Annotated in this window: 23 protein-coding genes; 11 read left to right on the plus strand and 12 right to left on the minus strand. The window is 63.8% G+C overall.

The features are described from left to right. The first annotated feature begins 186 nt into the window (after window positions 1-186). Window positions 187-3,243: a diguanylate cyclase domain-containing protein gene (locus V6M87_RS00535; RefSeq protein WP_332847764.1), complete on the plus strand. Its 3,057-nt coding sequence runs from the start codon at window positions 187-189 to the stop codon at window positions 3,241-3,243. On the opposite strand, the gene V6M87_RS00540 is transcribed toward V6M87_RS00535, so the two are convergent. The 5 genes from V6M87_RS00540 to V6M87_RS00560 form a co-directional block, all read right to left on the minus strand. Further along, window positions 3,240-4,556, minus strand: coding sequence for a DUF2325 domain-containing protein (locus V6M87_RS00540; RefSeq protein ID WP_332847765.1), 1,317 nt, complete (start codon window positions 4,554-4,556; stop codon window positions 3,240-3,242). The genes V6M87_RS00535 and V6M87_RS00540 overlap by 4 nt on opposite strands. 102 nt (window positions 4,557-4,658) lie before the next feature. After that, window positions 4,659-5,759: an NAD(P)-dependent alcohol dehydrogenase gene (locus V6M87_RS00545; protein WP_332847766.1), complete on the minus strand. Its 1,101-nt coding sequence runs from the start codon at window positions 5,757-5,759 to the stop codon at window positions 4,659-4,661. Window positions 5,760-5,833: 74 nt separating this feature from the next. Beyond that, entirely contained in the window at window positions 5,834-6,166 is a 333-nt protein-coding gene (locus V6M87_RS00550) for a hypothetical protein (protein WP_332847767.1), read from the minus strand. A 113-nt stretch (window positions 6,167-6,279) separates the two neighbouring features. Beyond that, the gene (locus V6M87_RS00555; RefSeq protein ID WP_332847768.1) at window positions 6,280-9,030 is read right to left on the minus strand and encodes a beta-glucosidase; all 2,751 of its coding nucleotides are present in this window, start codon (window positions 9,028-9,030) and stop codon (window positions 6,280-6,282) included. Continuing rightward, window positions 9,030-9,275, minus strand: a complete 246-nt coding sequence (locus tag V6M87_RS00560) for a hypothetical protein (RefSeq protein WP_332847769.1) — start codon at window positions 9,273-9,275, stop codon at window positions 9,030-9,032. Before V6M87_RS00560 ends, V6M87_RS00555 begins: the two co-directional genes overlap by 1 nt. Before the next feature lie 154 nt (window positions 9,276-9,429). On the opposite strand from V6M87_RS00560, the gene V6M87_RS00565 reads away from it, so the two are divergent. Continuing rightward, window positions 9,430-10,335 carry a LysR family transcriptional regulator gene (locus tag V6M87_RS00565; protein ID WP_332847770.1) on the plus strand — a complete coding sequence of 302 codons (906 nt, stop codon included), beginning with the start codon at window positions 9,430-9,432 and terminating at the stop codon, window positions 10,333-10,335. Here the strand turns inward: V6M87_RS00565 and arsH are convergent. From arsH to V6M87_RS00590, 5 genes are all read right to left on the minus strand, one after another. Next, complete coding sequence (gene arsH, locus V6M87_RS00570; protein WP_332847771.1) at window positions 10,332-11,039, minus strand: arsenical resistance protein ArsH; 708 nt, start codon at window positions 11,037-11,039, stop codon at window positions 10,332-10,334. The genes V6M87_RS00565 and arsH overlap by 4 nt on opposite strands. After that, window positions 11,036-11,389 (minus strand): arsenate reductase (glutaredoxin), encoded by a 354-nt coding sequence (arsC, locus tag V6M87_RS00575; protein ID WP_332847772.1) that lies wholly within the window; start codon window positions 11,387-11,389, stop codon window positions 11,036-11,038. Before arsC ends, arsH begins: the two co-directional genes overlap by 4 nt. 12 nt (window positions 11,390-11,401) lie before the next feature. Further along, window positions 11,402-12,682, minus strand: coding sequence for an arsenic transporter (locus V6M87_RS00580; protein WP_332847773.1), 1,281 nt, complete (start codon window positions 12,680-12,682; stop codon window positions 11,402-11,404). Further along, window positions 12,676-12,972 carry an ArsR/SmtB family transcription factor gene (locus V6M87_RS00585; RefSeq protein ID WP_332847774.1) on the minus strand — a complete coding sequence of 99 codons (297 nt, stop codon included), beginning with the start codon at window positions 12,970-12,972 and terminating at the stop codon, window positions 12,676-12,678. Before V6M87_RS00585 ends, V6M87_RS00580 begins: the two co-directional genes overlap by 7 nt. A 124-nt stretch (window positions 12,973-13,096) precedes the next feature. Then, a complete protein-coding gene (locus V6M87_RS00590) occupies window positions 13,097-13,588 on the minus strand; it encodes a MarR family winged helix-turn-helix transcriptional regulator (RefSeq protein ID WP_332847775.1) in 492 nt (163 codons plus the stop codon). A gap of 2 nt (window positions 13,589-13,590) precedes the next feature. Here V6M87_RS00590 and V6M87_RS00595 point away from each other — a divergent pair, with 2 nt between their 5' ends. Next, the gene (locus tag V6M87_RS00595; RefSeq protein WP_332847776.1) at window positions 13,591-14,928 is read left to right on the plus strand and encodes a chloride channel protein; all 1,338 of its coding nucleotides are present in this window, start codon (window positions 13,591-13,593) and stop codon (window positions 14,926-14,928) included. Here the strand turns inward: V6M87_RS00595 and V6M87_RS00600 are convergent. Then, entirely contained in the window at window positions 14,914-15,825 is a 912-nt protein-coding gene (locus V6M87_RS00600; protein ID WP_332847777.1) for a LysR family transcriptional regulator, read from the minus strand. The two genes, V6M87_RS00595 and V6M87_RS00600, sit on opposite strands and share 15 nt — an antisense overlap. 142 nt (window positions 15,826-15,967) lie before the next feature. Between V6M87_RS00600 and V6M87_RS00605 the strand changes: the two genes are divergently transcribed. From V6M87_RS00605 to cysM, 8 genes are all read left to right on the plus strand, one after another. After that, entirely contained in the window at window positions 15,968-16,168 is a 201-nt protein-coding gene (locus tag V6M87_RS00605) for a hypothetical protein (protein ID WP_332847778.1), read from the plus strand. Beyond that, window positions 16,161-17,036: an alpha/beta hydrolase gene (locus V6M87_RS00610; RefSeq protein WP_332847779.1), complete on the plus strand. Its 876-nt coding sequence runs from the start codon at window positions 16,161-16,163 to the stop codon at window positions 17,034-17,036. The genes V6M87_RS00605 and V6M87_RS00610 overlap by 8 nt, the downstream gene beginning before the upstream one ends. Window positions 17,037-17,200: 164 nt before the next feature. Then, complete coding sequence (locus V6M87_RS00615) at window positions 17,201-18,406, plus strand: efflux RND transporter periplasmic adaptor subunit (RefSeq protein ID WP_332847780.1); 1,206 nt, start codon at window positions 17,201-17,203, stop codon at window positions 18,404-18,406. Between the two features lie 14 nt (window positions 18,407-18,420). After that, entirely contained in the window at window positions 18,421-21,627 is a 3,207-nt protein-coding gene (locus V6M87_RS00620; RefSeq protein WP_332847781.1) for an efflux RND transporter permease subunit, read from the plus strand. Further along, entirely contained in the window at window positions 21,627-23,099 is a 1,473-nt protein-coding gene (locus tag V6M87_RS00625; RefSeq protein WP_332847782.1) for an efflux transporter outer membrane subunit, read from the plus strand. The genes V6M87_RS00620 and V6M87_RS00625 overlap by 1 nt, the downstream gene beginning before the upstream one ends. Window positions 23,100-23,343: 244 nt before the next feature. Beyond that, entirely contained in the window at window positions 23,344-23,736 is a 393-nt protein-coding gene (locus V6M87_RS00630) for a ComEA family DNA-binding protein (protein WP_332847783.1), read from the plus strand. Between the two features lie 153 nt (window positions 23,737-23,889). Continuing rightward, window positions 23,890-25,290 carry a M28 family metallopeptidase gene (locus V6M87_RS00635; RefSeq protein WP_332847784.1) on the plus strand — a complete coding sequence of 467 codons (1,401 nt, stop codon included), beginning with the start codon at window positions 23,890-23,892 and terminating at the stop codon, window positions 25,288-25,290. 90 nt (window positions 25,291-25,380) lie between these two features. Continuing rightward, a complete protein-coding gene (gene cysM / locus V6M87_RS00640) occupies window positions 25,381-26,283 on the plus strand; it encodes a cysteine synthase CysM (protein WP_332847785.1) in 903 nt (300 codons plus the stop codon). A 147-nt stretch (window positions 26,284-26,430) separates the two neighbouring features. Here cysM and V6M87_RS00645 read toward each other — a convergent pair whose 3' ends face one another. After that, on the minus strand, window positions 26,431-26,757 hold the full coding sequence (locus V6M87_RS00645) for a hypothetical protein (protein ID WP_332847984.1): 327 nt from the start codon (window positions 26,755-26,757) through the stop codon (window positions 26,431-26,433). Window positions 26,758-26,906: the final 149 nt, after the last annotated feature.

The following is a 26,906-nucleotide window of genomic DNA, read 5'->3' on the forward strand; positions in this document are numbered from 1 at the left end:
TCCCGGCTTGTAGCCGCAACACGTTCGCCCTTATAGTGTCCTTGCGAAACGCGATTGTAAATCCGCAAGGTTACTTTATCGGTGGTACGTATGGTATCTATTGGTGATATGGCGTGGTGCAGCAAGTGCGCGCTGCGCGTGGCGGAGTATTTTGCCGCGCGAGGTTTGCGCGCCGGCAGGTGGCGCATGTGGCTGTGCTGGGCCATGCTGCCTGGGCTGGTGCATGCCGCTGCAGGGGCGCCGCCGGCCGCGGATCCGTGGTCGGCGCTGGGCGAGCCAGTGTTCAAATCCTACAGCGAGCGCGTCGTTGCGAATACCGTCACTCTGGCCCAGGACAAAGACGGATTTGTCTGGATGGGTACCAAAAGGGGCCTGGTGCGGTGGGACGGTTATACGTTCAAACGCTACGTTGCCGATGCCGCGACCACAGGCGCGCTGCCGGATTCGTATGTGCTATGCCTGCATAACGATCCGCTTGGCCGCCTCTGGATCGGCACGGGCGCCGGGGGCCTGGCGCGCTACGATGCCACCCAGGATAAATTTGTCACCTACGGCGCCGCGCAGGCTGGGCAGGTGAAAGGCACGGTGGCTGCGCTTGCCGACGATAACAAGGCCGGATTGTGGATCGGTACCGGCAATGGACTCGATCATCTCGATGCCGATGGCAAGATCAGCACCGTGCCGATTCCGGCGCTACTGACCGGCGCCAACGGGAGCGGCGGCATCAGTGCACTGCAGAGCGACGCCGACGGCACGTTGTGGATCGGCACCCGCCTCGGCGTCTGGCGCAGGGCGCCCGGCAGCGCGAATTTTGTGCAGCTGGCACTGCCCGTGCGTGCTGGCGTCGCGGCCGCCACGCGTTTGTATCGCGACAGCGGTGGGCGCACCTGGATCGGGACCGCGATGCACGGCGCCTTTGTGGTCGCCCCCGGCGCCAACCAAGGCGTGCCGGTCGTCGAGAGCGGCGCGGCGCCGATCCTGGCGCAGCAGCGTATCACTGCCATCGTCGAAGCAGAACCGGGCCAGGTCTGGCTGGGCACCGAGGGCGGCGGCATTTTGATGGTCGATGCGCGCACCGGCGCCACCCGGCGCGCGCGTCACCGCATCGATGCACCGGCCAGCCTGCCCGAAGACGACGCCATGGCGCTGTTGCGTGAGCGCAGTGGCGTGGTCCTGGTGGCGGGCATGCGCGCGCTCAGCCTGCATGACCCGCGCCAGCGCGCCGTGCTGTCGCTGTTGACGGAGAACGGCGGCACCAGCATCAAGACCGTCACGGCCATGCCCGACGGCCGCGTGTGGATGGGTGCGAACAGTGGCGGCATCACGGTGCTCGATCCGGCAACCGGCGCGGTGACACCTTTGGCGCGCTCTGGCCGGGACGCCGCCGCCGCCGCGCTCGCAGACAGCCGGGTTCTGGAACTGGTGCGCGGGCCCGACGACAAAGTCTGGATCGGGACCAGGCGTGGCCTGTTCCGCAGCAGCGTGGATGGGCAGTTCATCGAACGCATCACCATACCGGGGCGCGATGCATCGTCGCAGGTGTGGGTGATGGCGTTCATTGGCCCCACCCTGTGGATGGGTGGCCCGGACGGGCTCTGGGCGCTCGATTCGCGCGGGTCCGGCCCGGATGGCGTGCTGCGCGTGCTGCGGCACGAGACCATCACACTGGGCGACACCAGGGTCACCGCCATTGTGCGTGGCGCTGGCAGCGCGTTGTGGGTCGGCACCCGGACCGGGCTGGTGCGCCTGGACACGGTGACCGGCGCGACGACGGCCATGACAGGCGGCGCGGACAACCCGGGTCTGCTGCCATCAGGCTACGTGTCATCGCTGTTGTTCGACCGCCGCGGCCGCTTGTGGGTGACCGTGTATGGTAGCGGCATTGGACTGCTCGAATCAGGCGACGTGGCCGGGCGCCATCGGTTTCGCCACTTCGGACTCAAGGAAGGGCTGCCTGATATCGGCGTCAACAAGCTGCTCGAAGACGGCGCCGGGCTGCTGTGGGCCAGTACCGACGATGGCCTGGTATTGATCGACCCCGTGACGCTGGCAGTGCGCACCTTGCAACAGTCGCAGGGCGTGCGTGTGCTTGAGCATTGGACCAACTCGGGCGCTGTCACCGGCACGGGCGAGCTGCTGTTCGGTGGCCAGGCTGGTTTGACGGTCGTGCGGCCGGCCATGTACAAGGATTCCCATTACAGTGCACCGCTGGTGGTCAGCGAGATTCGCGTGGGCCACAAAGCGTTGCCGGCAGGGCCATTCAACCAGGCCACCGGTGCGGCGGCGCCGGTGCTGCAGGCCGGGCAGGGGAATGTATGGGTCGAATTTTCAGCGCTCGATTACGCGGCGCCGGAACGCAACCGCTATGCCTACCGCTTGCAGGGATACGACGCCGACTGGATCAAGGCCGATGCCAGCTACCGCCGTGCCAATTACGACAAGCTGCCGCCCGGCGACTACAAGCTGATGCTGCGCGGTTCGAACGGCGACGGCGCCTGGTCGGCGCCGCGCGTGCTGGCGCTGCAAGTGACACCGCTGTGGTATCAGACCATCTGGTGGAAGATCCTGGTGGGCCTGGCTGGCGTGGGGCTGATCTTCGGCCTGGTGCAAGGCCGTACGGCGTTTTTGCGCCGCCATCGGGCCAAGCTGGAGGGCCTGGTGGCCGAGCAGACGGCTGAACTGCGCGCGATCCAGCAACAGCTGGAACAACTGGCGTATGCCGACCCCTTGACCAGCCTGCCAAACCGGCGCCTGTTCAACGATGAACTGCAAAGCCGGGTGGCGCTGGCCGTCCGCCTTGGCAATCCGTTTGCACTGCTGCTTATCGACCTGGACCATTTCAAGGAAGTCAACGACACCATCGGTCACGATGCCGGTGACGCCCTGCTGGTGGAAGTGGCGCAGCGCCTGTGCACGGCGGTGCGCGACGCCGACCGTGTGGCGCGGCTCGGCGGCGACGAATTTGCGGTGTTGCTGTCGAATGTCAGCGGCCACCATGGAATCGAAATCGCTTGCCAGCGCATCGTCGACAGCCTGGCCTTGCCGGTGCCGTTCAAATCGCATACCTTGCAGGTCAGCGCCAGTATCGGTGTGGCCCTGTGTCCTGGCCATGCAAGTTCGGCCAACAACCTGTACAAATCTGCGGACGTGGCTTTGTACGCGGCGAAACGCTGCGGGCGCAACACCTGGCGCTGGTATGCGGGCGTCGGTGAAACAGCCGACGAAGCGCTCAAGCTCGACTAGTCGTTTGGCGGCGCTTGCACCAGCGCGTCGGTCGCCAGGCGCTGCATCAGCGCGACAAAACTGGCCACACTGGCGCTTCTGATCGGGTGGCACGCAATCCCGCGCCGCGCGCACGCCTGCCTGGCCACGTGCATGGCGTTGTGGCTGATGCAGTCGATCGGGAACACCACCATCTGCGCGCGCGGCAGCATGGTGGCCAATAAACCGTGGCGGTCTTCGATGCCACCGTCGTGCACCAGCAATTCGCCGCCGGCCGTTGCCACCATCTTGCACAGGCGCTCCGCGCAGCCGGGACGCCCGCCCACGTACAGCACGCATTTGCCGTCCAGCGGCGGCAGCGCCGATTTGCCGGTATCGGCGCCACAGGTATTGTCTTCGAACGCCTGTTCGAGTGCGGCCAGCTCCATGCGCGCGGTTTCAAGTTCGTCGCGGGTGGCGTGAAAATCGGCTTGCAGTGCATCGTGGCGGGCCTGCTGCGCGAGCAGCTTCTGGTCCGACTCTTGCCGGCGTGCCGCATGCAGCGACAGCTTGTCTTCGCGCTCCTGCAGCGCCGCGCGCAGCTGCGCCATCTCCAGCACCAGTTGTGCGGGCGCGGCGTCGCTGTCGCGCCGGCTTTGCAGCTGGCGCGCCAGCGCGGCCTGTTCGACCAGCGTAGCCGCATGCTGCGCGTTGACCGTGTTCAGGCGTGCCTGCAGCGCGGCATTGGCTTGTTTCAGACGCACGGTCTCTTCTTCCAGCGCGGCGACGCGACGGATGTCAGCACGGTTGGCGGCACCGACCAGGTGCGACAGCATGTGCACTTCGCCGAACGCCTGCGAGCGCAGCAGGAAAGTGCTTTCCGGGTGCGTCATCAAGGCCCAGTACGCGCCGGGGACGTCGCCCTGCGCCAGCGCTTCCTGCCACAAGGTTTTCAGCGCTTGCTCGTGCGGCGCGCTGCGGAATTTTTTGATGGTCAGCGCGTGGCGCGCGTCGAGTGCCTTGTTCAACTCCTTGGCGACGATGCCGCCGCCGGTCGACAGGTTGACGGCCGTGTGGTGAATTTCGACATCGGTGGCGTGCTTGCCAGATAGCTGCGGCACGTAACGGCCGATCAGCTTGCGCAGTTCGGTGGTGGACAGGCAGGTGCCGACGATCGAACAGTGGATGTTCGCATCGAGCTCGGCCAGGCGCGCGCGCCGGGCCGGCGCGGCCACCGTGCTGACGCGCGGGCCGGACGGGCAGCAGTCCTTCTCGCACAGCACCGGCTGGCGGGTGCCGAAAATGGGGTGGATGGTGGTCTGGGGTGCGGCGGCAGGCGGGAACAAAATCGACATGTAAAATCCTGAATGCGAATCATTATCAATCAGGATAGTCCGGATCGGCTTGTTCCGCAATCAATTTCACCGTCGTGTCGCCGGAACCGGCAGGACGGCTGATCAGAACTCGCTGAACGCCGTGTCCTCTTTCAGGGTCGCCATATCGATCACATAGCGGAAGCGCACGTCGCCATCGATGACCTTCTTGTACGCGTCATTGATCTGCTGGATCGGGATGATCTGGATATCCGGTCCGATCTGGTGGGCGGCGCAGAAGTCCAGCACTTCCTGGGTATCTGCAATACTGCCGATCAGCGAGCCGGCCACGCTCTTGCGGTGGAACGCCACTTCCTGGTTGTTGACCGGCTCGAGCAGCTCCAGCGCACCGACCACGACCAATGTCTTGTCGCGTTTGAGCAGCGCGACGAAGGGGTTGACGTCATGCTTTTCCGGCACCGTCGAGAGGATGAAGTCGAATGTGCCTTTCAAGGCCTTGAGCGCATCCTTGTCGGTTTCCAGCACGCCCTGCACGCCAATCCGGGTGGCTTGTTCGAGCTTTTCTTCGGTGCGCGTGAACACCGTCACCTGCGCACCCATGGCCTTGGCAATCTTCGCCGCCATGTTGCCCAGGCCGCCGAAGCCCAGGATGCCAACCTTGTCACCGGCCTTCACGCCCCAGTGTTTCATCGGCGAATAGGTGGTCACGCCAGCACACAGGATCGGCGCGGCCACTTCGGGAGCCAGGCTGGCCGGAATCTTCAACACGTAATGTTCGTCGACCACCAGCACGTCCGAGTAGCCGCCGTAGGTGTTCGTGCGGCCATAGGTATTCTCGGTGCCGGCTGCCGATGGCACCATCGGACCGTTGTAGGTTGCCAGCGCGCCGTTCGGGCCTTCGCAATAATTTTCTTCGCCGTGGCCGCATGGCTCGCATTGACGGCAGCTGTCGATCAGGCAACCCACACCGACGATGTCGCCGACCGCATGTTTGCTGACGTGGGCGCCGACTTTCGTGACGCGCCCGACTGCTTCGTGGCCCGGCACGCACGGGTAGACCGTGTTCGACCATTCGTTCTTGGCCTGGTGGATGTCCGAGTGGCAAACGCCGCAGTACAGGACGGCGATTTCGACCTCATGCGCGCCAGCTTCCTTGCGCTCGAAGGCATAAGCTTTCAGGCCGGTGAAGGAATGTTTGGTGCCGTAACCTTTAACTGCAATCATTGAATGACTCCGTCATAGTTGAATGGATATAGCGGGGGCGATGAAAAACCCGCGCGTGGCGGGTTCGTCACAGCTTAGTGCCGGGCTTTCATTTCATCGGCGATCTCATCGCCGCCGCCCTGGTTTTCACCCAGTTCGGCGTCGTTGCTGCCTTCAGCGTTCTGATCGACTGCGTCAGACTGAGCGCGCGCCGCTGACGGCGGCTGCCCCAGGGCGCCGCCGACGCCCGGATCGGCTGCGGCGCCGGTCGACTTGATGGCGCCTGCCGAGGGCGGCGCGTTGTAGTCGGGCGTCTGCAGCACTTCTTCACCGACGACTTTATCGTCATCGCTGTGCGCGTGCGGGTTGGCTGGGTGGGAGGGAAGGGCTTGCTGGCCTGCCAGCTGGATATCTTGGTCGATCGTCATGGTTACTCCTGGTTAGATCGCTTTATGATAGCGAACTTACAAGAATGACGAACTTGTGTTGCCGTGCGCACAAAAAAACCCGCCGCAGCGGGTTTTCAAGGTGCAGCAACCGTTCAATACTTCATGCTTTCCGGGACTTGTACCGCCTGGCGCACCGGCAGCGGCAACGGGTTCGACGCATTGGTCGATAACTTCTGCGCCACGCTTGCCTTGAGCACCTGCTTCAAGGGCAGCGCGTCCGACGCGCCGCCCACGCGGATCGTGTAGCTGGCCTTGTCGACGTTGAACGTGTCGGTGTTCTGCACATAGTAGGACAGCGAACGGGCATCGATCGGAATCGTCACGCGTTTGCTTGCGCCGGCTTTCAGGAAGACCTTGGCAAAGCCTTTCAGCTCTTTTTCCGGACGGTCGACCTTGGATGTGACCGCCGGGCTCACGTACAACTGGGCCACTTCGAAGCCGTCCACGGCGCCGCTGTTGGTCAGCGTGAAGCTGGCCTCGATGGTTTCGGCGCCGGCCAGCGTGTTCGACGACAGCGTCATGTCGCTGTAGGTGTAGCTGGTGTAGGACAGGCCAAAACCGAACGGGAACAAGGGTTTGGTGTTCGATTTATCGAAGCCGCGGTAGCCGGTGTAGATGCCTTCCGAGTACGTCATTTCCAGCTTGGCCCTGGTCGGCGCCGCGCCGAACAGGCCTGCCGGCTGGTAGGCCGCGACGCTGTTGTAGCTGGCGTAGCTCGGGTAGTCGCTCTCGTTTTTGGCGATGGTGACCGGCAGCTTGCCCGACGGATTCACCTTGCCGTAAATGATTTCAGCTTCGGCCTGGCCGGCGTACTGACCGGCGTACCAGGCTTGCAGGATGGCGCCGGCACGGCTGGCGAAGGGACGCAGGTTCGACGGCCCGCCGCCGTGTGCAATCACGATGGTGTTCGGGTTGGTTTTCGCCACGCTGGCCACCATCTCGGCCTGGTATTCCGGCAGGTCGAACTCGCGGTCGAAGCCTTCGCCTTCGTATTCGGCATTCACGCCGACGGCGACGACGACGGCATCGTACTGCGCCAGGTCGGCTGGCGCCGCCAGCGCCGCCCAGCTCATCTGGATACCCTGGATGCTGCCCAGGACCGGGAAGAAGAAGGTGCCGAGGCGGGCATATTCCATCTTGACGGTGTAGTACTTGTCAGCCTTCAGTTTCGCGGTCTTGCCGAAGCGGCTGGGTGCATTGACCACGTCGCCGGACAGCGCCAGGCCGTCGAAATCGACGACCAGTTTGCCATCGACCCAGACTTTATAAGCGCCATCGGCACGCACCTTGAAGACCTGTTCGCCGTCTACGGTGGGCTTGATGGTGCCGCTGAAGCGGGCCGAGAACGCACCCAGATTCGGCGCGAAGCCGTCGACCCGGGTGGTACCGTTGTTGGTGATGTTCATGCCCGAGAGCCAGTTGAACGCCACGCCTGGCTCGGTACGGGTAAGGACCGGGGTGCCGGCCAGCGTCGTGTTGTCGAAGTACTCGGCCTTCAGGCCGGCTTCCGGCGCGCTGTTGCCACTGGCAGCGCCCTGGTACCAGCTCGACTCGGCGGCATTCAGGGACAAGGCCGGGATATACACGATGTTGGCCGGGTCGACGTTGAGCTGCTGCAGGCCGGCCATCGTGGTGACGTACTGGCTCGGTGGCGACCAGGCGGTGCCGAACGGCGAACCTGGCAATTGCATGGCGATGTCGCCGATCACGGCGATCTTCGCATTCGTGGCCAGCGGCAGCACGTGGCGCGAGGCGCTCGACGCGTCAGCGTTCTTGAGCAGCACGATGCCTTCACGGGCTATGGCCAGGGAAGCGGCGGCGCCGTAGCTGCGATCGAGTTCGCCGCCTGGTGTGAGGCCCTTGTCGAAGCCGTAGCTGACCATGGCGCGCAGGTTGCGGCGCACTTTGTCGTCCAGCACGTTCATCGTCAGCTGGTTGCTGTACAGGTAGTTCCAGATGTTCGCCTGGGTGAACTGCAAGCCGCTCGGCATGTCCAGGTCGGTGCCGGCCCAGGCGCCTTTCTGGCCATTGTGGATGGCGTTGAAGTCGGACATCACGAAGCCGCGGTAGCCCCATTCGCCCTTGAGCACTTCGGTGATCAGGTGATGGTTTTCGCAGGCGTATTCGGCGTTGACCTTGTTGAAGCCGCACATGATCGAGGCGACGTTCGCGTTCTTGACCACGGACTCGAAGCCCGGCAGGTAGATTTCGCGCAGGGTGCGCTCGTCGACCTTGACGTTGATCAGCTGGCGATTGGCTTCCTGCTCGTTGGCCACGTAATGCTTGGCCGACGCCTGGATGCCTTGCGCCTGGACTGCGTTGACGACGGCCGGCCCCAGCACGGCGCCCAGGAACGGATCTTCACCGGACAGGTGTTCAGCGGCGCGGCCGTTGTACGGCGAGCGGTACATGTTCAGGCCGGGCGTGAGCATCTGCTGAGCGCCAGCCTGGCGCGTTTCGTAGGCGATGGCCAGGCCGAATTGTTTGGCGCGGTTGATCGACCAGGTGGCGGCCAGCGCCGACGGCGACGGGAACTGGGCGCCGAAGGTGGCGCTGTTCTTGTTGATGCCCATCGACGAATCGTAGGCGACGGTGCCGGGCAAACCCTGCGCTTGCTGCAGCGGCAGCATGCGGCCGTCGTCGACACGGATGAATTCGATCTTCTCCGCGGTGCTCATATTGTCGATCATGGCGCCGACGCGCGCGTCGACGTCGTTGCCGACCATGGGCGTCGCGCGCGGCGTGACGTCATAGGCGGAGGCGACGGCCATGGCGCCAAGCGTCAGGACCAAAACGCTGGTCCGGGCCAGGGTGGTACGGGATGGGGCAAAGGCGTACGTCATTATTTTGTCGCTCCTGGCGAATCGGTTTCATCGATGATCAGTTCGAGCGGGGCGCTGGGTGCGGCAACCGGGGCCGGGGTGTCGTTGCGCAGTGACTGTGCCAGGGCCTTCTGTTTTTCCTGCACATCCTGGCGGATGGCTTTTTCCTTTAGTACGGCGGCGTTGTCGGTGGTCTGGGCCAGGGCAGCCTGGGACAGCAGGGCGCCGAGGCCGAGCACGATTGCCTTGCGTAAATATAACGTCATGGGATGTCCTATAATTTGCGGGCGTGAGATTGCGAACGTTGTTTTATGTTAACTTTATTGTAAGCATTCTATGCGTGGGGCATGATGCGTGGACGCCAGATGGCAGACAGCTGCTATCCTGAAAACCGATAGCTGCCTGAAATGGAAGAGGGAAATGCGCTTCAACCGGCTTGATTTGAACCTGCTCGTCGCGCTCGATGCGCTGCTCGACGAAAAGAAAACCACGGCCGCAGCGCAGCGCCTGTCAGTCAGTCAGTCGGCCATTTCCGGCATGCTGGCGCGGCTGCGCGTGTACTTCGAAGACGATTTATTGGTGCAGGTGGGGCGCCAGATGGAACTGACGCCGCTGGGTCGCGACCTGGCCGACCCGGTGCGCCAGCTGATTTTGCAGATCCAGGCGACCGTGGCGATCCGGCCCGCGCTGTCGATTGCCACCGAACGGCGCAACTTCAAAATCACGGTGTCGGACTATACCGTGCCGATCCTGATAGCCCCGCTGGTGCGGCGCTTGCAGGCACTGGCGCCCTGCATCACCATCACGCTGCTGCCGCAAATCGAAAACACGGGGCTGGCATTGCGCCGGGGCGAAACCGACCTGACCATCGTCCCGGACGGGTACCTCGATGCGGACCATCCGCACCTGCTGCTGTTTGAAGACAGTTACAGCTGCGTGGTCTGGGACGGCAACACCGAGGTGGGCGCCACGCTGGACCTGGCGACGTTCGCGCGCTGCGGGCATGTCGCGCCGCACCTCGGCCGCCCGGGCGCCCCCACCGTGGCCGAGCGCCATCTGGCCGCCAGCGGTGTCACGCGCAGCATCGCCGTGACCACGCACGATTTCACCTCCCAGGCCACGCTGGTGGTGGGCACCCAATTGATCACGACCATGCAAACCCGCCTGGCGCACGACAGCGCGGCGCGCCTGCCGCTGCGCGTGCTGGCGGTGCCGGTGGCCATGCCGACGCTGCGCGTGTGCATGCAGTGGCATGACTACCAGAGCGCCGATCCGGCGCACCGGTGGTTGCGCGAGCAGCTGGTGGCGGTGGCGCAGCCAGCTTAAATGCGGGCGATCGCCGCGTCGATCGCTTTGGCGTGGGTGGCCTTGCGCTCGCTGTAACGGTCGGTCAGATAGTCGCTGCGCCCACGCATCAGCAGCGTCATCTTGAACAGCTCCTCCATCACATCGACCACGCGGTCGTAATAGCCGGACGGGCGCATGCGGCCCTGTTCATCGAATTCCTTGTAGGCCATCGGCACCGACGACTGGTTCGGAATCGTAAACATGCGCATCCAGCGTCCCAGCAGGCGCAGCGTGTTGACCACATTGAACGACTGCGACCCGCCGCACACCTGCATCACCGCCAGCGTCCGGCCCTGGCTCGGGCGCAGTGCTCCCTGCTCGAGCGGGATCCAGTCGATCTGGTTTTTCATGACGGCCGTGATGGCGCCGTGCCGCTCCGGGCTGCACCAGACCTGGCCCTCGGACCACAGCGACAGCGCGCGCAGTTCCACCACTTTCGGATGGTCCTCGGTCACGCTGCCGGCCATCGGCAAATCCATCGGGTCGAAGATTTTTACTTCGGCGCCGAAGTGTTCCAGGATGCGCGCCGCTTCCTCGGTCAGGAAGCGGCTGAACGAGCGTTCGCGCAGGGAGCCATACAACAGCAGGATGCGCGGCGGGTGGTCGAAGCCGGGTGCTTCGGCGAGGAGCGCGGGCGTCGGCAGCGGCAACTGTGCGCCATCGACGTTGGGCAGCTCAATCATGGGGCCGCCGGCAGCAGAGCCAGCACGGTTTCGGACGGACGGCACAGGCGCACCGTGTCGCCGATGACCACCAGCGGGCGGTTGATCAGGATCGGGTGCGCCAGCATGGCCTCGACCAGCGCGTCGTCCGACGCGCCGGCCAAACCCAGCTCGTCGTAGATGGCCTGCTTTTCGCGCACGATGGCGCGCACCGGCAGGCCGGACCGGGCGATCAGGTCCAGCAGCGTGGCGCGATCGGGCGGCGTTTTCAGGTATTCGATGATGGTCGGCTCAATGCCGGCTTCGCGAATGAACGCCAGGGTGTTCCTCGACGTGCCGCAGGCGGGGTTATGGTAGATGGTGACGTTCATGGAGCATCCTTATCAAGAGAGGCGCAGGGCAAGGGCGGCGAGCGTGAGCAGCAGCACCGGGAGCGTCAGCACAATGCCGACGCGGAAGTAGTAAGACCAGGAAATGCGGATATCGTTTGCGGCCAGCACGTGCAGCCACAGCAGCGTTGCCAGGCTGCCGATCGGCGTGATTTTCGGCCCCAGGTCGCTGCCGATGACGTTCGCGTACACCATCGCCTCGCGCACAGCGCCATGCGTCGTGGTGGCGTCGATCGACAGTGCGCCGATCAATACAGTCGGCAGGTTGTTCATCACCGACGACAGCGCGGCCGTCAACAGGCCGGTGCCCATGGCCGCGCCCCAGACGCCGTATTGCGCGCACCAGTCCAGCGCCTGGGTGACGTACCCGGTCAGGCCGGCATTGCGCAGGCCGTAGACGACCAGGTACATCCCGAGCGAAAAGATCACGATCTGCCACGGCGCGTCGGCCATCACCTGGCGCACGGCGATGCGGTGCCCGCGCGCCGCCGCCAGCAGCAGCAGGACGGCGCCGACGGCTGCCACCGCGCTGATCGGCACGCCGAGCGGCTCGATCCAGAAGAAGCCGACCAGCAGCAGCGCCAGTACGCCGAAGCCGGTATAAAAGGTGGGCGCGTCGTGGATGGCCACGCGCGGATCGCGCAACTGGGCCAGCTCGTAGGTGGGCGGCAGGTCGCGCCCAAAGTACCAGAGCAGCACGCCCAGCGTGGCCAGCACCGCCACCACGTTGACCGGCGCCATTACGGCCGCGTAGCGGGCGAAGCTGATTTTAAAATAGTCGGCCGAGACGATGTTGACCAGGTTCGACACCACCAGCGGCAGGCTGGCGGTGTCGGCGATGAAGCCGGCCGCCATCACGTAGGCCAGCGTGGCTTTCGCCGAAAATTTCAATTCGCGCAGCATGGCGATCACGATCGGCGTGAGGATCAGCGCCGCACCGTCATTGGCAAAAATTGCCGAAACCACCGCGCCGAATAACACTAGCAGCACGAACAGGCGGGTGCCATGGCCGCCACCCCAGCGCGCCACATGCAGCGCGGCCCACTCGAACAGGCCGGCCTTGTCGAGCAGCAGGCTGATGACGATCAGCGCGACGAAGGTGCCGGTGGCGTTCCAGATGATGTGCCAGACCACCGGGATGTCGGCCAGCGAGATGACGCCGGCCAGCAGCGCGACGCCGGCGCCGGCGGCGGCGCTCCAGCCGATGCCCAGCCCGCGCGGCTGCCAGATCACCAGGGTAAGGGTGACGGCGAAGATGAGGAAAGCGATCAGCATGCGGCACCGCCGCAGCAGTTTGCAGTCAAAAAACCGACCAGGTCCTGCATCGTCTCGTACTGCGCCGCATACGTGATGAAGCGCCCGTTCGGGGTGGCGCGAATCAGCCCGGCGTGCACCAGTTCCTTCAGGTGAAAGGAGAGGGAGGACGGCGGCAGCCCGAGCGTGGTGGCGATGTCGCTGGCGTTCATGCCGCCGCCGGGACCGGCCTGCACCAGCAGGCGAAACACGGCCAGGCGCGATTCCTGGGCCAGGGCGGCCAGGGCCGCAATGGCCAGCGGGGTATCCATATGATGCTCCAAAGTCGTAATTTGATTCGATTGTACTGGAAACGTGGAATTCTTAAAGTGAGGTCGTGCGAATAGTATTTGTACAAACATAGTATGATGCACGACGGTGTTTACAGCGTGCGCTTCACAGTTCGGCTAGCGGGACATTGCCGGCCTCGGCGTCGGCACCGAGCAATGTGATCAGTCGCCCCAGGTCGGTCTGCAATCGGGCCAGCGTGGCCGCATCGAGTTCACCCAGGGCGTCCGGCAGCACGCCGGCGAACGGGCCGGGCGCCTTGGTCAGTACGGCGGCGCCGGCGTCCTGCAGGTGCAGCGCGACGGTGCGCCGATCCGGCCCGTCGCGGGTGGCGGCCACCAGGTCGCGCCCGAGCAGGGCGCGCACCAGGTTGCTGGCGGTTGACTGCTTGATGTCGAGCGTGCGCGCCAGTTCCTTGACGCCGATGCCGGGCCGCTCGCGGATGACGGACAGCGCCCAGACCTGGGCGCCGCCCACGCCGGCGGCCTGCTCGACGTGGCGGAAATGGGTTTTGACGGCGTTGAAGACGACGCGGAACTGGCGCAGCACATGGGCCGGTGTAGCGTTGGCAATGGATGGTTTGATGGATGACGGAGACATAAGTGGATCATAGCGGAAACGGCGCGGGGCATAACATCGAAACGGCGCTGCGCCGCGAGGTCTCCGACTGGCGCTTGTGGTGGATGCGCGGCGTCGTCGTGCTCGCTGCGGTGGTGGCCGGCCTGACCATCTCGGGATTTACCTGGCTGGCCGAGCGCGCCCTCGCGCTGTTTTTCATCGGGCACACATGGAACTGGTGGGCGCCGCTGATCTGGACGCCGCTATGCACCGCGGCCATCGTCTGGTGCACGCGCCGCATCGCCCCCGGCGCGGCCGGCTCGGGCATCCCGCAAGTGATGGCCGTGCTCGACCCCGCGATGCCGCCGGAGCGCGTCGGCCGCCTGGTTTCGCTGCGCATCTCGGCCGCGAAAATCGCGCTCACCTCCTGGGGCATGCTGGCCGGGCTTTCTCTGGGCCGCGAAGGCCCGTCGGTGCAGATCGCCGCCGGCATCCTGCTGCAAGCCAAACGATTCATGCCGGCACGCGCCACCATCAGCCCCCACAGCCTGCTGGTGGCCGGCGGCGCGGCCGGTATTGCCGCCGCCTTCAACACGCCGCTGGCCGGGGTCATGTTCGCCATCGAAGAACTGGCACGCCGGCCCGAGCAACGCAGCAGTGGCCTGATCATCGCGGCCATCGTCATGGCCGGCGTGATCGCCGTCTCGGTGCACGGCAATGGCACCTACTTCGGCATCATCCACGGCGTCGCCATCGATACCCGTTTGCTGCTGCCGGGTGTGATGGTGGCGCTGTCTGCCGGCGCCGCCGGCGGGCTGTTTTCGCGCCTGCTGCTGGCGTCCCTGAACGGCACCGGCATGGATGCCTTCAGCCGCTTGCGCCTGGCGCGTCCGGTCCTGTTCGCGGGGGTGTGCGGCATGCTGGTCGCTGTCATCGGCGTGGTCAGCAACGGCGCCACCTTCGGCAGCGGCTACGCCTCGACCCGCACGATGGTCGATGGCGCGGCCGGCATCCCGCCGATCTATGCGCTATTAAAATTCCTGGCCACGTGGCTGACCACCTGGTCGGGTGCGCCGGCCGGTATCTTCGCGCCCTCGCTGGCCATTGGCGCGGCGATCGGCAACGACATCGCCATGCTGATGGCGCACACCCAGGTGCCGGCGCTGATCGCGCTGGGCATGGTGGGCTTTCTGGCGGCCGTCACGCAGGCGCCGCTGACGTCGTTCATCATCGTCATGGAAATGGTTGACGGCCACGCGATGGTGCTTAGCTTGATGGCTTGCGCGCTGGTGGCCACCGTGATCGCCCGCATCATCAGCCCGCCTCTGTATCCGGGTCTCGCGGCCTTGCAGCTACCCCGGGTCAGCTCAGCCAAGGCGTAGGCCGGGGGTATCGGCGAACAGGTCGGCCACCCACTCGACGAACACGCGCACCTTGGCCGACAGGTGCCGGTTCTGCGGGTAGACCACATTGATCGGCAGCGGCGACGTGACCCAGTCCGACATCAGTGCCACCAGCGCGCCGTTGGCGATGTGGCGGTCGACCGCGTAGCTCGGCGCCTGCAGGATGCCCAGACCGGCCAGTCCGGCGCGCATGTAGGCCACCGAATCGTTCACCGCCAGGTTCGACGGCGTGCCGGTGACGATGGTCTCCTCGCCGCGCACGAAATCCCATTCGAAGATCTTGCCGGTCTTGGACGAGAAATAATTGATGCAGAAGTGCCCCGCCAGGTCGTTCGGATGCAGTGGCGGGTTGCGCGTGGCAAGGTACGCGGGCGCCGCGCAGGTAATGAATTGCAGCACGCCGATGCGGCGCGCGACCAAATTCGAATCGGGCAGGATGCCGCCGCGGATGGCGCAGTCGACGCCTTCTTCCACCAGGTCGACCGGGCGGTCGCCGCAACCGAGTTCCAGCGCGATATCGGGATAGCGCGTAAAAAAGTCGGGCAGGGCGGGGATGATGATGTCGGCGGCAATCGCGGTGGAACAATCGACGCGCAGGCGCCCGCGCGGGCTGGCGCGGTTGGTCGACAGGGACTCTTCCGCTTCGCGCACGTCTGACAGGATTTGCAGGCAGCGTTCATAATAGGCGGCGCCGTCGGACGTCACACTGACGTTGCGCGTGGTGCGGTGCAGCAATTTCACCGACAGCGATTTTTCCAGCGCCGCCACCATGGTCGACACCGACGCTTTCGGTAACTGCATCAGGTCGGCAGCGCGTGTAAAACCGCCTGCATCGACCACCTGCACGAACACTTCCATTGCCAGCAATTTATTCATTTGTTCTCTCATTGTTCATGGATCTGAACAATCAATTCGTCGATACCATCTTTATCATAGCCGGTAACCCGTATAAAGTGGCATCACTGGACCAAAAGGTTCAGCCAGCGAGCCGGGACGGCACAGACGAAGGAGCAGGATCATGCGTACTACACATTTCATTCTTACTGTCGGGGCCCTGGCGCTCAGTCTCACGATGATGACGGGCATGGTCCACTCCACGCAATTCCAGCAGGCCGCGGCCGTCGAGACGAGCGGTTTTGATGCACTTGCACATGACCTGTTTGCGCATGGATTCCTGAACGCAGCTGCCAAGCCGGCGGGTGGAGTGCACGGTGAATAAGCCGGTCGGCGTGCCTGAACCGGTGATCCGCACGCTTGACGTGCAGGGTGCCGAAGGCCCGCTGGTGGCGCGCCTGTACAGCCTGGACGCAAGCAAGACGAAGAAGGACAGCCTGCTGGTGTTTTTTCACGCGGGTGGTTTTGTGGGCGGCGACCTCGATCAAGCCGACACCTTCCTGCGCCACCTCACCACCACCACCAGCGCCAACCAGCTGGTGCTGGCGTCGTGCTACACGCTGGCCACCAAAAAGCCGTTTCCGGCTGCCGTGGAAGATGCGCACGCCGTGCTCGCCTGGGTTCGCAAGAACAAGGCCAAGCTGGGCTGGAGCGGCAAGCGCCTGGTGGTAGCCGGCATCGAAGCGGGCGCCAACCTGGCCGCGGTGGCCAGCCTGATGGCGCGCGACCGCGGCGGCCCGGTCATCGACGGGCAGATCCTGATCATGCCGATGCTCGATCCGGGCCTGACCACCTGTTCGATGCGGGACGTGAAACTGGACGACGGCATGGTCAAAGTGGCCGATACATGCGCCGCCAGCTATCGCGGTTACCTGCCGAATGGCGCCGACCGCGCCCACCCGTATGCGTCGCCGCTGCGTTCTTCGCGGCTGCGCAACCTGCCGCAGGCATTGATCCTGTCGGCCGAAGACGACCCATTGCGTGACGAGGCTGAACAATACGCCGCCAAATTGTCCGCAGCGGGCGTCTCCACCACGCTGCGCCGGCTTGCCCCGGCCCAGTTGCAGGAGCCGGACGCGCGCAATGAATGTGCGTGCCAGTACCTGGTACTCGACGAAATCGTGCGCTTTCTGAGCGCCTTCGATCATGCTGCAACCCCTGTGAATGTGACCATGGACGTTCCTCCCTCCTGATCTGATTTACTGACTTACCCTTTGCTGGTCGGCGCGCTTGCGTAGCGCGACGGCCACTCCATTGCCCGCGTATTCGTGTCCCTGGCCCTATGCCGGGGCGGGCCCCGTATTGCCGAAATTTTGCTTCCACCCTCAGATCGTTTAAAACAAAAAAGGATTCGTCCATGACTACCACTTCACATTTCCGTCTATCGATTCGTCCGCTGGTTGCGGCGCTTGGCGTCGCGGGCCTGGCTGCTTTCAGCCTGGCCGGCTGTGGACCATCCAATAGCCAGGCTGCACCCCAGGCGGCGGCGCCCGCGGGCCCGCCGGTCACGGCGTCGGCCGTGGTCGAACGCAGCGTCGACGAAACCCAGGAATTTTCCGGTCGCCTGGAAGCGGTGGAACGGGTCGACATCCGCGCCCGCGTCGGCGGCTTCATCACCTCGGTGAACTTCAAGCCGGGCAGCCTGGTGAACAAGGGCGACGTCCTGTTCGTGATCGACACCCGCCCGTTCCAGGCCGAAGCCAACCGCGCTGAATCGGCCGCCGTGTCGGCGCGCTCGAAAGCCGATCTGGCCCGTCTCGAACTGGCGCGCTCCGAAAAGCTGGTGGCCGACAAGGCCATCGCCCAGCGTGAACTCGATACTGCGGCATCGAACCTGAAGCAGCTCGATGCCGACGCCAAGGCCGCGCAAGCATCGCTGGAAACGGCGCGTCTGAACCTGGCCTACACCAAAGTCACCGCGCCGATTTCGGGCCGTGTCTCGAAGGCCGAAATCACGGCCGGCAACCTGGTCGACGCGAGCGCGATCCTCACCACCGTCATCTCGACCAAAAACATCTACGCCACCTTCGACGGTGACGAGGCTACCTACCTGCGCGTGTCGAAGCAGGCGCACGCCGGCCAGCCGGTTGCCGTGAACGTCGGCCTGGTGGGTGAAGAAGGTTTCCCGCACGAGGGCAAACTCGAATTCGTCGACAACCAGTTAGATGCCCGCACCGGCAGCGTGCGCATGCGTGCGACCTTCGAAAACACGGACGGCAGCATGGCCCCAGGCCTGTTCGCGCGCGTGCAGATCAGCGGCGGCAAGCCGGCCAACGCCTTGCTCATTACTGACCGCGCCGTCGGCACCGACCAGAGTCGCAAGTTCGTGTACGTCGTTGACAAGGATGGCAAGGCCGAGTACCGCGCCGTTACGCTCGGCCCTGTCGTCGATGGCCTGCGCGTGGTGCGCAGCGGCTTGAAGGCCGGCGAAAAAATCGTCGTGAATGGCTTGCAACGCGTGCGTCCGGGTGCCCCGATCACGGCGCAAACCGTGCCGATGGTGGCCAGTCTGACCGGCCCGGCCAAAGACGGCGCCAAAATCGCCATGGCCGACACTAAGTAAGAAGGAACAATAAAATGAATATTTCACGCTTTTTCGTCGACAAGCCCATTTTCGCGGCTGTCCTGTCCGTCATCGTGTTCGTGGCAGGTCTGATTTCGATCTTCCAGCTGCCGATCTCGGAATACCCCGAAGTGGTGCCGCCGTCGATCGTCGTGCGCGCCCAGTATCCGGGCGCCGATCCAAAAATTATCTCTGAAACAGTCGCCACGCCGATCGAACAGGAGATCATCGGGGTCGAAGGCATGCTTTACATGACCTCGCAAAACACCTCGGATGGCGCCTTGCAGCTGACCGTCACCTTCAAGATCGGCACCAACGTCGAGCAGGCCGAAACGGCCGTGCAGAACCGCGTCCAGCGCGCGCTGCCACGCTTGCCGGAAGAAGTGCGCCAGATCGGCGTGACCACGGTGAAAAGCTCGCCGAACATCACCATGGTGGTCCACCTGAATTCGCCGGACGGCCGTTACGACGACCTGTACCTGCGTAACTACGCCACCCTGAACGTCAAGGACCAGCTGGCGCGCATCGCCGGCATGGGTGATGTGCAGGTGTTTGGCTCGGGTGACTACTCGATGCGCGTCTGGCTCGATCCGCAGAAAGTCGCGGGCCGCAACCTGACCGCCGGCGATGTCGTCGCCGCCATCCGCGAACAGAACGTGCAGGTCGCAGCCGGTGTCGTTGGCCAGGGTCCGGCGAAGGATGCCGACTTCCAGCTGACCGTCAAAACCCAGGGCCGCCTGACCACAGTCGAAGAGTTCGGCGAGATCGTCGTCAAGACCAGCGCCGACGGCGCAACGACCTTGCTCAAAGACGTGGCGCGCATGGAAATGGGTTCGAATTCTTACGCCTTGCGTTCGCTGCTCAATAACAAACGGGCGGTGGCGCTGCCGCTGTTCCAGTCGCCGTCCGCGAATGCGCTGCAACTGTCGACCGACGTGCGCGCCAAGATGGCCGAGCTGTCGAAAGACTTCCCGCAGGGGATGGAATACAGCATCGTGTACGACCCGACGCTGTTCGTGCGCGAGTCGATCGATTCGGTCATCCACACGCTGATCGAAGCGATCGTTCTGGTGGCACTGGTCGTCATCGTGTTCCTGCAAACCTGGCGCGCATCGGTCATTCCGCTGCTGGCCGTGCCGGTGTCGGTGGTCGGTACCTTTGCCGTGATGCTGATGTTTGGCTTCTCGATCAATACGCTCTCGCTGTTCGGCCTCGTGCTGGCCATCGGTATCGTCGTCGATGACGCGATCGTGGTAGTGGAAAACGTCGAACGCAATATCGAGAATGGCTTGAATCCCCATGATGCGACCGTGCAGGCCATGAAAGAAGTGTCTGGTCCGATCATCGCAATCGCCCTGGTGCTGTGCGCCGTGTTCGTGCCGATTGCCTTTGTCTCGGGTCTTACCGGCCAGTTTTATCGCCAGTTCGCGCTGACCATCGCCATTTCGACCGTGATCTCGGCCTTCCTGTCGCTGACCCTCGCGCCAGCCCTGTCGGCAGTGTTGCTGCAGCCGCATGGCGCCAAGAAGGACCGTTTGACGCGCGGCATGGATTTCCTGTTCGGCCGCTTCTTCAAAGGCTTCAACAAGTTCTTCAACCGCTCGTCGCACAAGTACGAAGCAGGTGTGCAGGGCGTCATCAAGCGCAAGAGCGCCTCCCTCGGTGTGTATGCGCTGCTGGTCATCGCCGCCGTTTTCGTGTTCAAGGCCGTGCCGCCGGGCTTCGTGCCGGCGCAGGACAAGGGCTACCTGATCGGCTTCGCCCAGCTGCCTGACGCCGCGTCGCTCGACCGCAGCGAAGCGGTGATCCGCAAGATGTCGGACATCGCCCGCGAGATTCCGGGTGTGGATTCGGCCATCGCGTTTCCTGGCCTGTCGATCAACGGCTTCACCAATGCGCCGAACGCGGGCATCGCCTTCATCAGCCTGAAGCCCTCGTCGGAGCGCCATGGCGCTGCGCAGAGCGCGGAAGGTATTTCCGCCGAAATCAACAAGCGCATGGGCGTCATCGAAGATGCGTTCGTGATGGTGCTGTCGCCGCCGCCGGTGAATGGCCTCGGCACCACCGGTGGCTTCAAGATGATGATCGAGGACCGCGGCAACCTGGGCTACGATGAACTGAACAAGGCCGTGCAAGCGTTCATGGGCAAGGCCGCCACCGACAAGCGCCTGATGGGCGTGTTCTCGGGCTACCAGATCAACGTGCCGCAGCTGTTCGCCGACGTGAATCGCGTGAAAGCCAAGCAGCTCGGCGTGCCGCTCTCGGAGATCAACCAGGCCTTGCAGATTAACCTGGGTTCCCTGTACGTGAACGACTTCAACCAGTTTGGCCGTACCTATCAGGTGCGCGTGCAGGCCGATGCGCCGTTCCGCTCGCAGCGCGAGCAGATCGCCCAGCTGAAAGTGCGTAACGACAAGGGCGAGATGATTCCACTGTCGTCGCTCATGACGATCAAGGATACCTACGGCCCGGACCGCGTCCAGCGCTACAACAACTATGTCGCCGCCGAGATGAACGGCGGCCCGGCTCCCGGTGTCTCGTCGGGCCAGGCCCAGGCTGCGATGGAAGAAATCGCGCGCGAAGTGCTGCCGAAGGGGATCTCGTATGAGTGGACCGACCTGACCTACCAGGACATCTTGTCCGGGAATACGATGATTTATGTGTTCCCGCTGTGCGTGCTGCTAGTGTTCCTGGTACTCGCCGCCCAGTACGAAAGCTGGACGCTGCCGCTGGCCGTGATCCTGATCGTGCCGATGTCGATCCTGTGCGCACTGGTCGGCGTGAAGCTGACCGGAGGCGACAACAATGTCTTCACGCAGATCGCGCTGTTCGTGCTGGTGGGATTGGCCTCAAAAAATGCCATTCTGATCGTGGAATTCGCGGTCGACCTGGAAAAAGCCGGCCGCACGATCATCGAAGCCGCGCTGGAGGCTTGCCGCCTGCGTCTGCGTCCGATCCTGATGACCTCGATCGCGTTCATCATGGGCGTGCTGCCGCTGGTGTTCTCGCACGGCGCCGGCGCCGAGATGCGCCATGCGATGGGCGTCGCGGTGTTTGCCGGGATGCTGGGCGTAACGCTGTTCGGCCTGTTCATGACGCCGCTGTTCTATGTTTTGCTGCGCACGCTGGCCAAGAAATTTGAAAAGAAACCCCATGTTGTCGCAACTGCCCCCGCGGTCCATGTCGTCGGCGCGCCTGTGCAGCCGGAAGGAGTCAAGTAATGAAACCCATGTTTAATCTGAGCATGATGATGGCGGCGCTGGTGCTGGCCGGCTGCAGCATGGCGCCGGTATTGAAGGCGCCCGATGTCGCCGTACCCGTCGCCTTCAAGGAAGCGGGCACGCCGCTGCAGGCGGCCGACGGCAGCAGCTGGCAAGTGGCCCAGCCGGCCGAAGCGCAGCCGCGCGGGCAGTGGTGGCTGGTCTTTAACGATTCAGCCTTGACCACGCTGGTGGAAGAAGCCACGGGCGCCAACGCCAGCCTGGCAGCCGCCGCAGCGCGGGTGCACCAGGCGCGCGCCATCGCCGGCATCGCCCAGGCGCAGCGCAGTATCAAGGTCGACGCCGGCGTCGGCGCCCAGCGCGGCCGTGCCAGCACCACCTCGCTGGGTCTGCCGGATGGCGCCAGCGTCCCGGTCGGCAATGCCTTCCAGGCGCAGCTGTCGGCCAGTTATGAGGTCGATCTGTTTGGCCGGGTCGCCAACAACGTGAATGCGGCGCAGGCCGATGCCGCGGCTTCCGAGGCGACCTGGCGCTCGGTGCTGCTGGCGCTGCAAGCGGACGTGGCGCAGAACTACTTCCGCCTGCGCGCCACCGACGCCGAACTGGCGACGCTGGCGAAGAATGTCGACCTGCGCTTGCAGAGCGTGAAGGTCAACCAGAGCCGCTTCGACAATGGCGACATCGGCGAATTCGACCTGGTGCGCGCCAAGTCGGAACTGGCCACGGCGCGGGCCGAGGAACTGGCATTGGCGCGCCAGCGCGCCAACCTGGAACATGCGCTGGCGGTGCTGCTGGGCCGTCCGGCCGCGCAGTTTGCGGCGCTGGCCAACCCGCTGCTGGCCGATGCACTGCCGGCCATCCCGGCCGGCATGCCATCGACCTTGCTGCAGCGCCGTCCCGACGTCGCTGCCGCCCAGCGTGCGCTGGTTGCGGCGAATGCACGGATCGGCGAAGCACGCGCCGCGATGTTCCCGGCACTGAATCTGTCGGCCCAGGGTGGCGGGGCGTCGAGCGCGCTGTCGAACATGCTGCAGTGGAGCAGCCGCTCGTGGTTGCTGGGGGCGTTGATGTCGCTGCCGGTGATCGACGGCGGCCGCAACAGGAACAACGTGACGCGCAGCCAGGCCGTGCTGGAAGAATCGGTGGCGAACTACCGCCAGAACGTGCTGGTGGCGTTCTCGGAAGTGGAAGACAACCTGGCCGGCCTGCGCATCCTGGCCAGCCAGGCCGAGCAGGTCGAGGCGGGCGTGGTATTTGCGCGCCGCTCGGCCGACCTGGCGCAAAAGCTGTACGATGCCGGCCGCTCCAGCTACCTCGACTTGCTCGACGCCCAGCGCAACCTGTCGCTGGTCGAACGCAACGCGGCCCAGCTGCGCGGCGAGCGCGCCGTCACCACCGTCGCCCTGATCCGCGCCTTGGGCGGCGACTGGGGCAACGACCAGCCGCTCCCGCAAACAATTGCCCAACAATGAGGGTCAGAGTCGAATTGTTTTGCAATAGCTTCTACGCAACGCGGTCAAATGATGCATAAGGAAAATTGCTCAATAATTTGACTCTGACCCCAATTTTCGAGCAATGGTTGTGAGGAAATAATGGGGACGGGGCGTGGGTTTGCGGTGGCGCAAGGGGGGCTGTCAACCGTTGCTGGGGCCGAACGTTAACGCGACCATGGATGGCAACCGCTGTCCAGCCTCGTTTATTATTGGAGATGACCTCATGATCAAGAAACTGCTGCTCGCAATCGCAACGATGGTGGCCACGATGGGCTTCGCATTCGCCCAGGTCGATGTCAACAAGGCCGATGCGCCGGCGCTCGATGGCGTCAAGGGTGTGGGGCCGAAGATGTCGAAAGCCATCCTCGACGAGCGCGCCAAGGGGGAGTTCAAGGACTGGGCCGACTTCGAAAAGCGCGTCAAGGGCGTCGGTGAGAAAAGCTCGGCAAAACTGTCCGCCGCCGGCCTGCAAGTGAACGGCAAGTCGAAAGATGGCGCGCCAATGACGTCCAAGCCAGCCGATGCCAAGGCAGCCAAGACCGCACCGGCCGCAGCGGCCGCCAAGCCCACCACGGCCGCCAAACCGGCTGACGCGAAAAAACCGGCCACGATGTAAGCATCGCCCCGTCACGATCGAACCCCGCAGTGTATTGCGGGGTTTTTTTTCGTCCACGGCGGCGCGACATGGAACTTTTTTCTGGCACGAACTTCACCCAGGCGATGGCGCGTGCGAAGATAGCCAGATTGTTCAGTTGACCTCGAGGAATTCATGCGTTCTGCTCGTCTCTCCCAGCACTTCCGTACCACGCTGCTCGCCAGCCTCGTGGCCGCTTCTGTGTGCGCGCCGCTGGCCCGCGCCGTAGCGCCTGCGGGACCCGATACCACCCGCCACCAGGCGCAGGTCGATAAGCTGGTCAAGCAAATTTCGCCGCAACGCATCGAAGGTTACATCCGCAAGCTGGTCAGCTTCCAGACCCGCCACACCATGTCCGATACCACGTCCGAGACGACCGGCATCGGCGCCGCGCGGCGCTGGATCAAGAGTGAGCTGGAACGCTGCGGCGCCGGCGCCAATGGCCGCCTGCAAGTGACGTTCGATTCGCACATCGCGCCGATCTCCGCGCGCATTTCGACGCCGACTGAAATTGTCAACGTCGTCGCTACCTTGCCCGGCACGCAGGCCGCCTCGACAGAACGCCTGTACGTCGTCAGCGGCCACTACGATTCGCGCAATACCGACATCATGGATGCGACCGGCTACGCGCCGGGTGCCAACGACGACGCTTCCGGCACCGCCGCCGTGATGGAAATGGCGTGCGTGATGGCCCGTGAACAGTTCGATGCAACGCTGGTCTTCATGGCCGTCGCCGCCGAAGAGCAGGGCTTGCTGGGCGCCGCCCACTGGGCCGAACTGGCGAAGCAAAAAAACCTGAACGTGGCCGGCATGTTCACCAACGACATCATCGGCAGCTCGCGCGCCGACAATGGCCGCGTCGACAACACGCAGGTGCGCCTGTTCGCCGAAAGCCTGCCCAATACCAAGGAAATGAGCGAGGCCAACCGCACTTTGCTGGCCACCGGCGGCGAGAACGATTCGATCTCGCGCAACCTGGCCCGCCACGTCAAGGACGTGGGCGAGCGGTATGTGCCGAAATTCAAGGTCAACGTCATTCAGCGGCGCGACCGCTACCTGCGCGGCGGCGACCACATGCCTTTCCTGGAACGCGGTTACGCGGCCCTGCGCTTCACGGAACCGAACGAAGACTTCAATCACCAGCACCAGAACGTGCGCCTTGAGAATGGTGTCAAGATAGGCGACCTGATCGAATACAACGATTTTGATTACATCGCCAAAGTTGCGCGCGTCAACACCGCCGCGCTGGCCACGCTGGCGCTGGCGCCCGCTGCACCGCAGCAGGTGAAAATGCTGACAGCCAAGCTGGAAAACGATTCCACACTGACCTGGCAAGCCAACGCCGAACCCGACCTGGCCGGCTACCGCATCGTCTGGCGCGACACCACGGCGGCGAAATGGGAAGGCTCGCAGTACGTCGGTAACGTCACCCAGGCCACGCTCAAACTGTCGAAGGACAATTATTTCTTCGGCGTGCAGGCGATCGACAAGGACGGCAACGCCAGCGTGGCGAGCTATCCTTCACCGCAGCGCTGACCAGTCGGGACGGATGCCGGATGGCCCCATACGCCGCCGGCCGTCCCGGTTTAAAATGGCCCTTTACTCAAGATCAGCAAGAGAGCACCCATGGCATATTCGACCATCGAAGACACGATCGGCAACACCCCGCTGGTGCAGCTCATGCGCCTGCCCGGTCCCGACATTGCGGCCCGCAACAACATCATCCTCGGCAAGATGGAAGGCAATAACCCGGCCGGTTCGGTAAAAGACCGCGCCGCACTGTCGATGTTGCGCGGCGCCGCGCAGCGCGGCCAGATCAAGCCGGGCGACACGCTCATCGAAGCGACCAGCGGCAACACAGGGATTGCGTTGGCGATGGCTGCCGCCATTCTCGGCTACAAGATGGTGTTGTTGATGCCGGAGAATTTGTCGATCGAGCGCCAGCAGAGCATGGCGGCCTACGGCGCACAGATCATCCTGACACCGCGCACCGGCGGCATGGAGTACGCCCGCGACATGGCCGAACAAATGCAGCGCGACGGCCAGGGCATCATCCTCGACCAGTTCGCCAACCAGGACAACCCGCGTGCGCACTATGAGTCCACCGGCCCCGAAATCTGGCGCGATACCAACGGTGGCGTCACCCACTTCATCAGCGCGATGGGCACGACTGGCACCATCATGGGCGTGTCGCATTATTTGAAAGAGCAGAACGAGGCCATCCGCATCATCGGCGCGCAGCCGGAAGAAGGGTCGCAAATTCCCGGCATCCGCAAATGGCCGGAAGCGTACATGCCGAAAATTTTCGACAAGGCACGCGTCGATCAGGTTGAAAGCGTGAGCCAGGCCGCATCCGAACAGATGGCGCGCCGGATGGCGGCGGAAGAGGGGATTTTTTGCGGTATTTCGGCCGCCGGCGCCTGCGAAATCGCGCTGCGCGTGGCCCGCACAGTGGAGAACGCGACAATCGTGTTCATCGTCTGCGACCGCGGCGACCGTTACCTTTCGACGGGCGTCTTCCCCGCATAAAACGTGACGCAATGGCAAAAGCGCGCCGTCCCGCAAGGGACCGGCGCGCTTTTTACGTCGCAGTTCTTCTAAAAATCATCTGGCTCTGCCAGTGATTTTCAGGTCGAGCCTTTCCAAACAAAAGTAGGTTTCTACTTTTGTTTGAATTTACGCGGCTTCGCCTTCTTTTGGCTTGAACTGTTTGTCGCTGATGCGGAACTTGTTGCGGCGGTCGCCCATCAAGTAACGCAGGTCGCGGATCGACAGGTCGCTCACTTCGTGCATGCGGATCAGCAGCGAAGCGCCGACTGGGAGGCGGTGGTGACGAATCTTCGAAATTACTGGAGGAGCAACTTCCAAAGCACGCGACAGCGCTGCGTCGTTCTTCAGGCGCAGGTTCTCGATCAAGGTGTCGAGCAGGCGATTTGGGTTGTACTGCAGCAGTTCATCGGACTCCGAATCGCTGTTCATATCAATGCCGACTTGGTTTGTCATGATGTCTTTCATTCCTATTGTGGGTTGCGGATCGCTTGAAGCGTTCGATTCCGTACTACTTTCGCAAATATATACTCAATTGTACAACTAATCTGAATTTAGTACTGGTGAGCAATTCAGAATATGTCAACAGCTGATTCTTGTTGGCT

This window comes from Massilia sp. S19_KUP03_FR1 (assembly GCF_036688685.1).
In the GTDB taxonomy this organism is placed as follows: Bacteria; Pseudomonadota; Gammaproteobacteria; order Burkholderiales; family Burkholderiaceae_D; genus JALYUM01.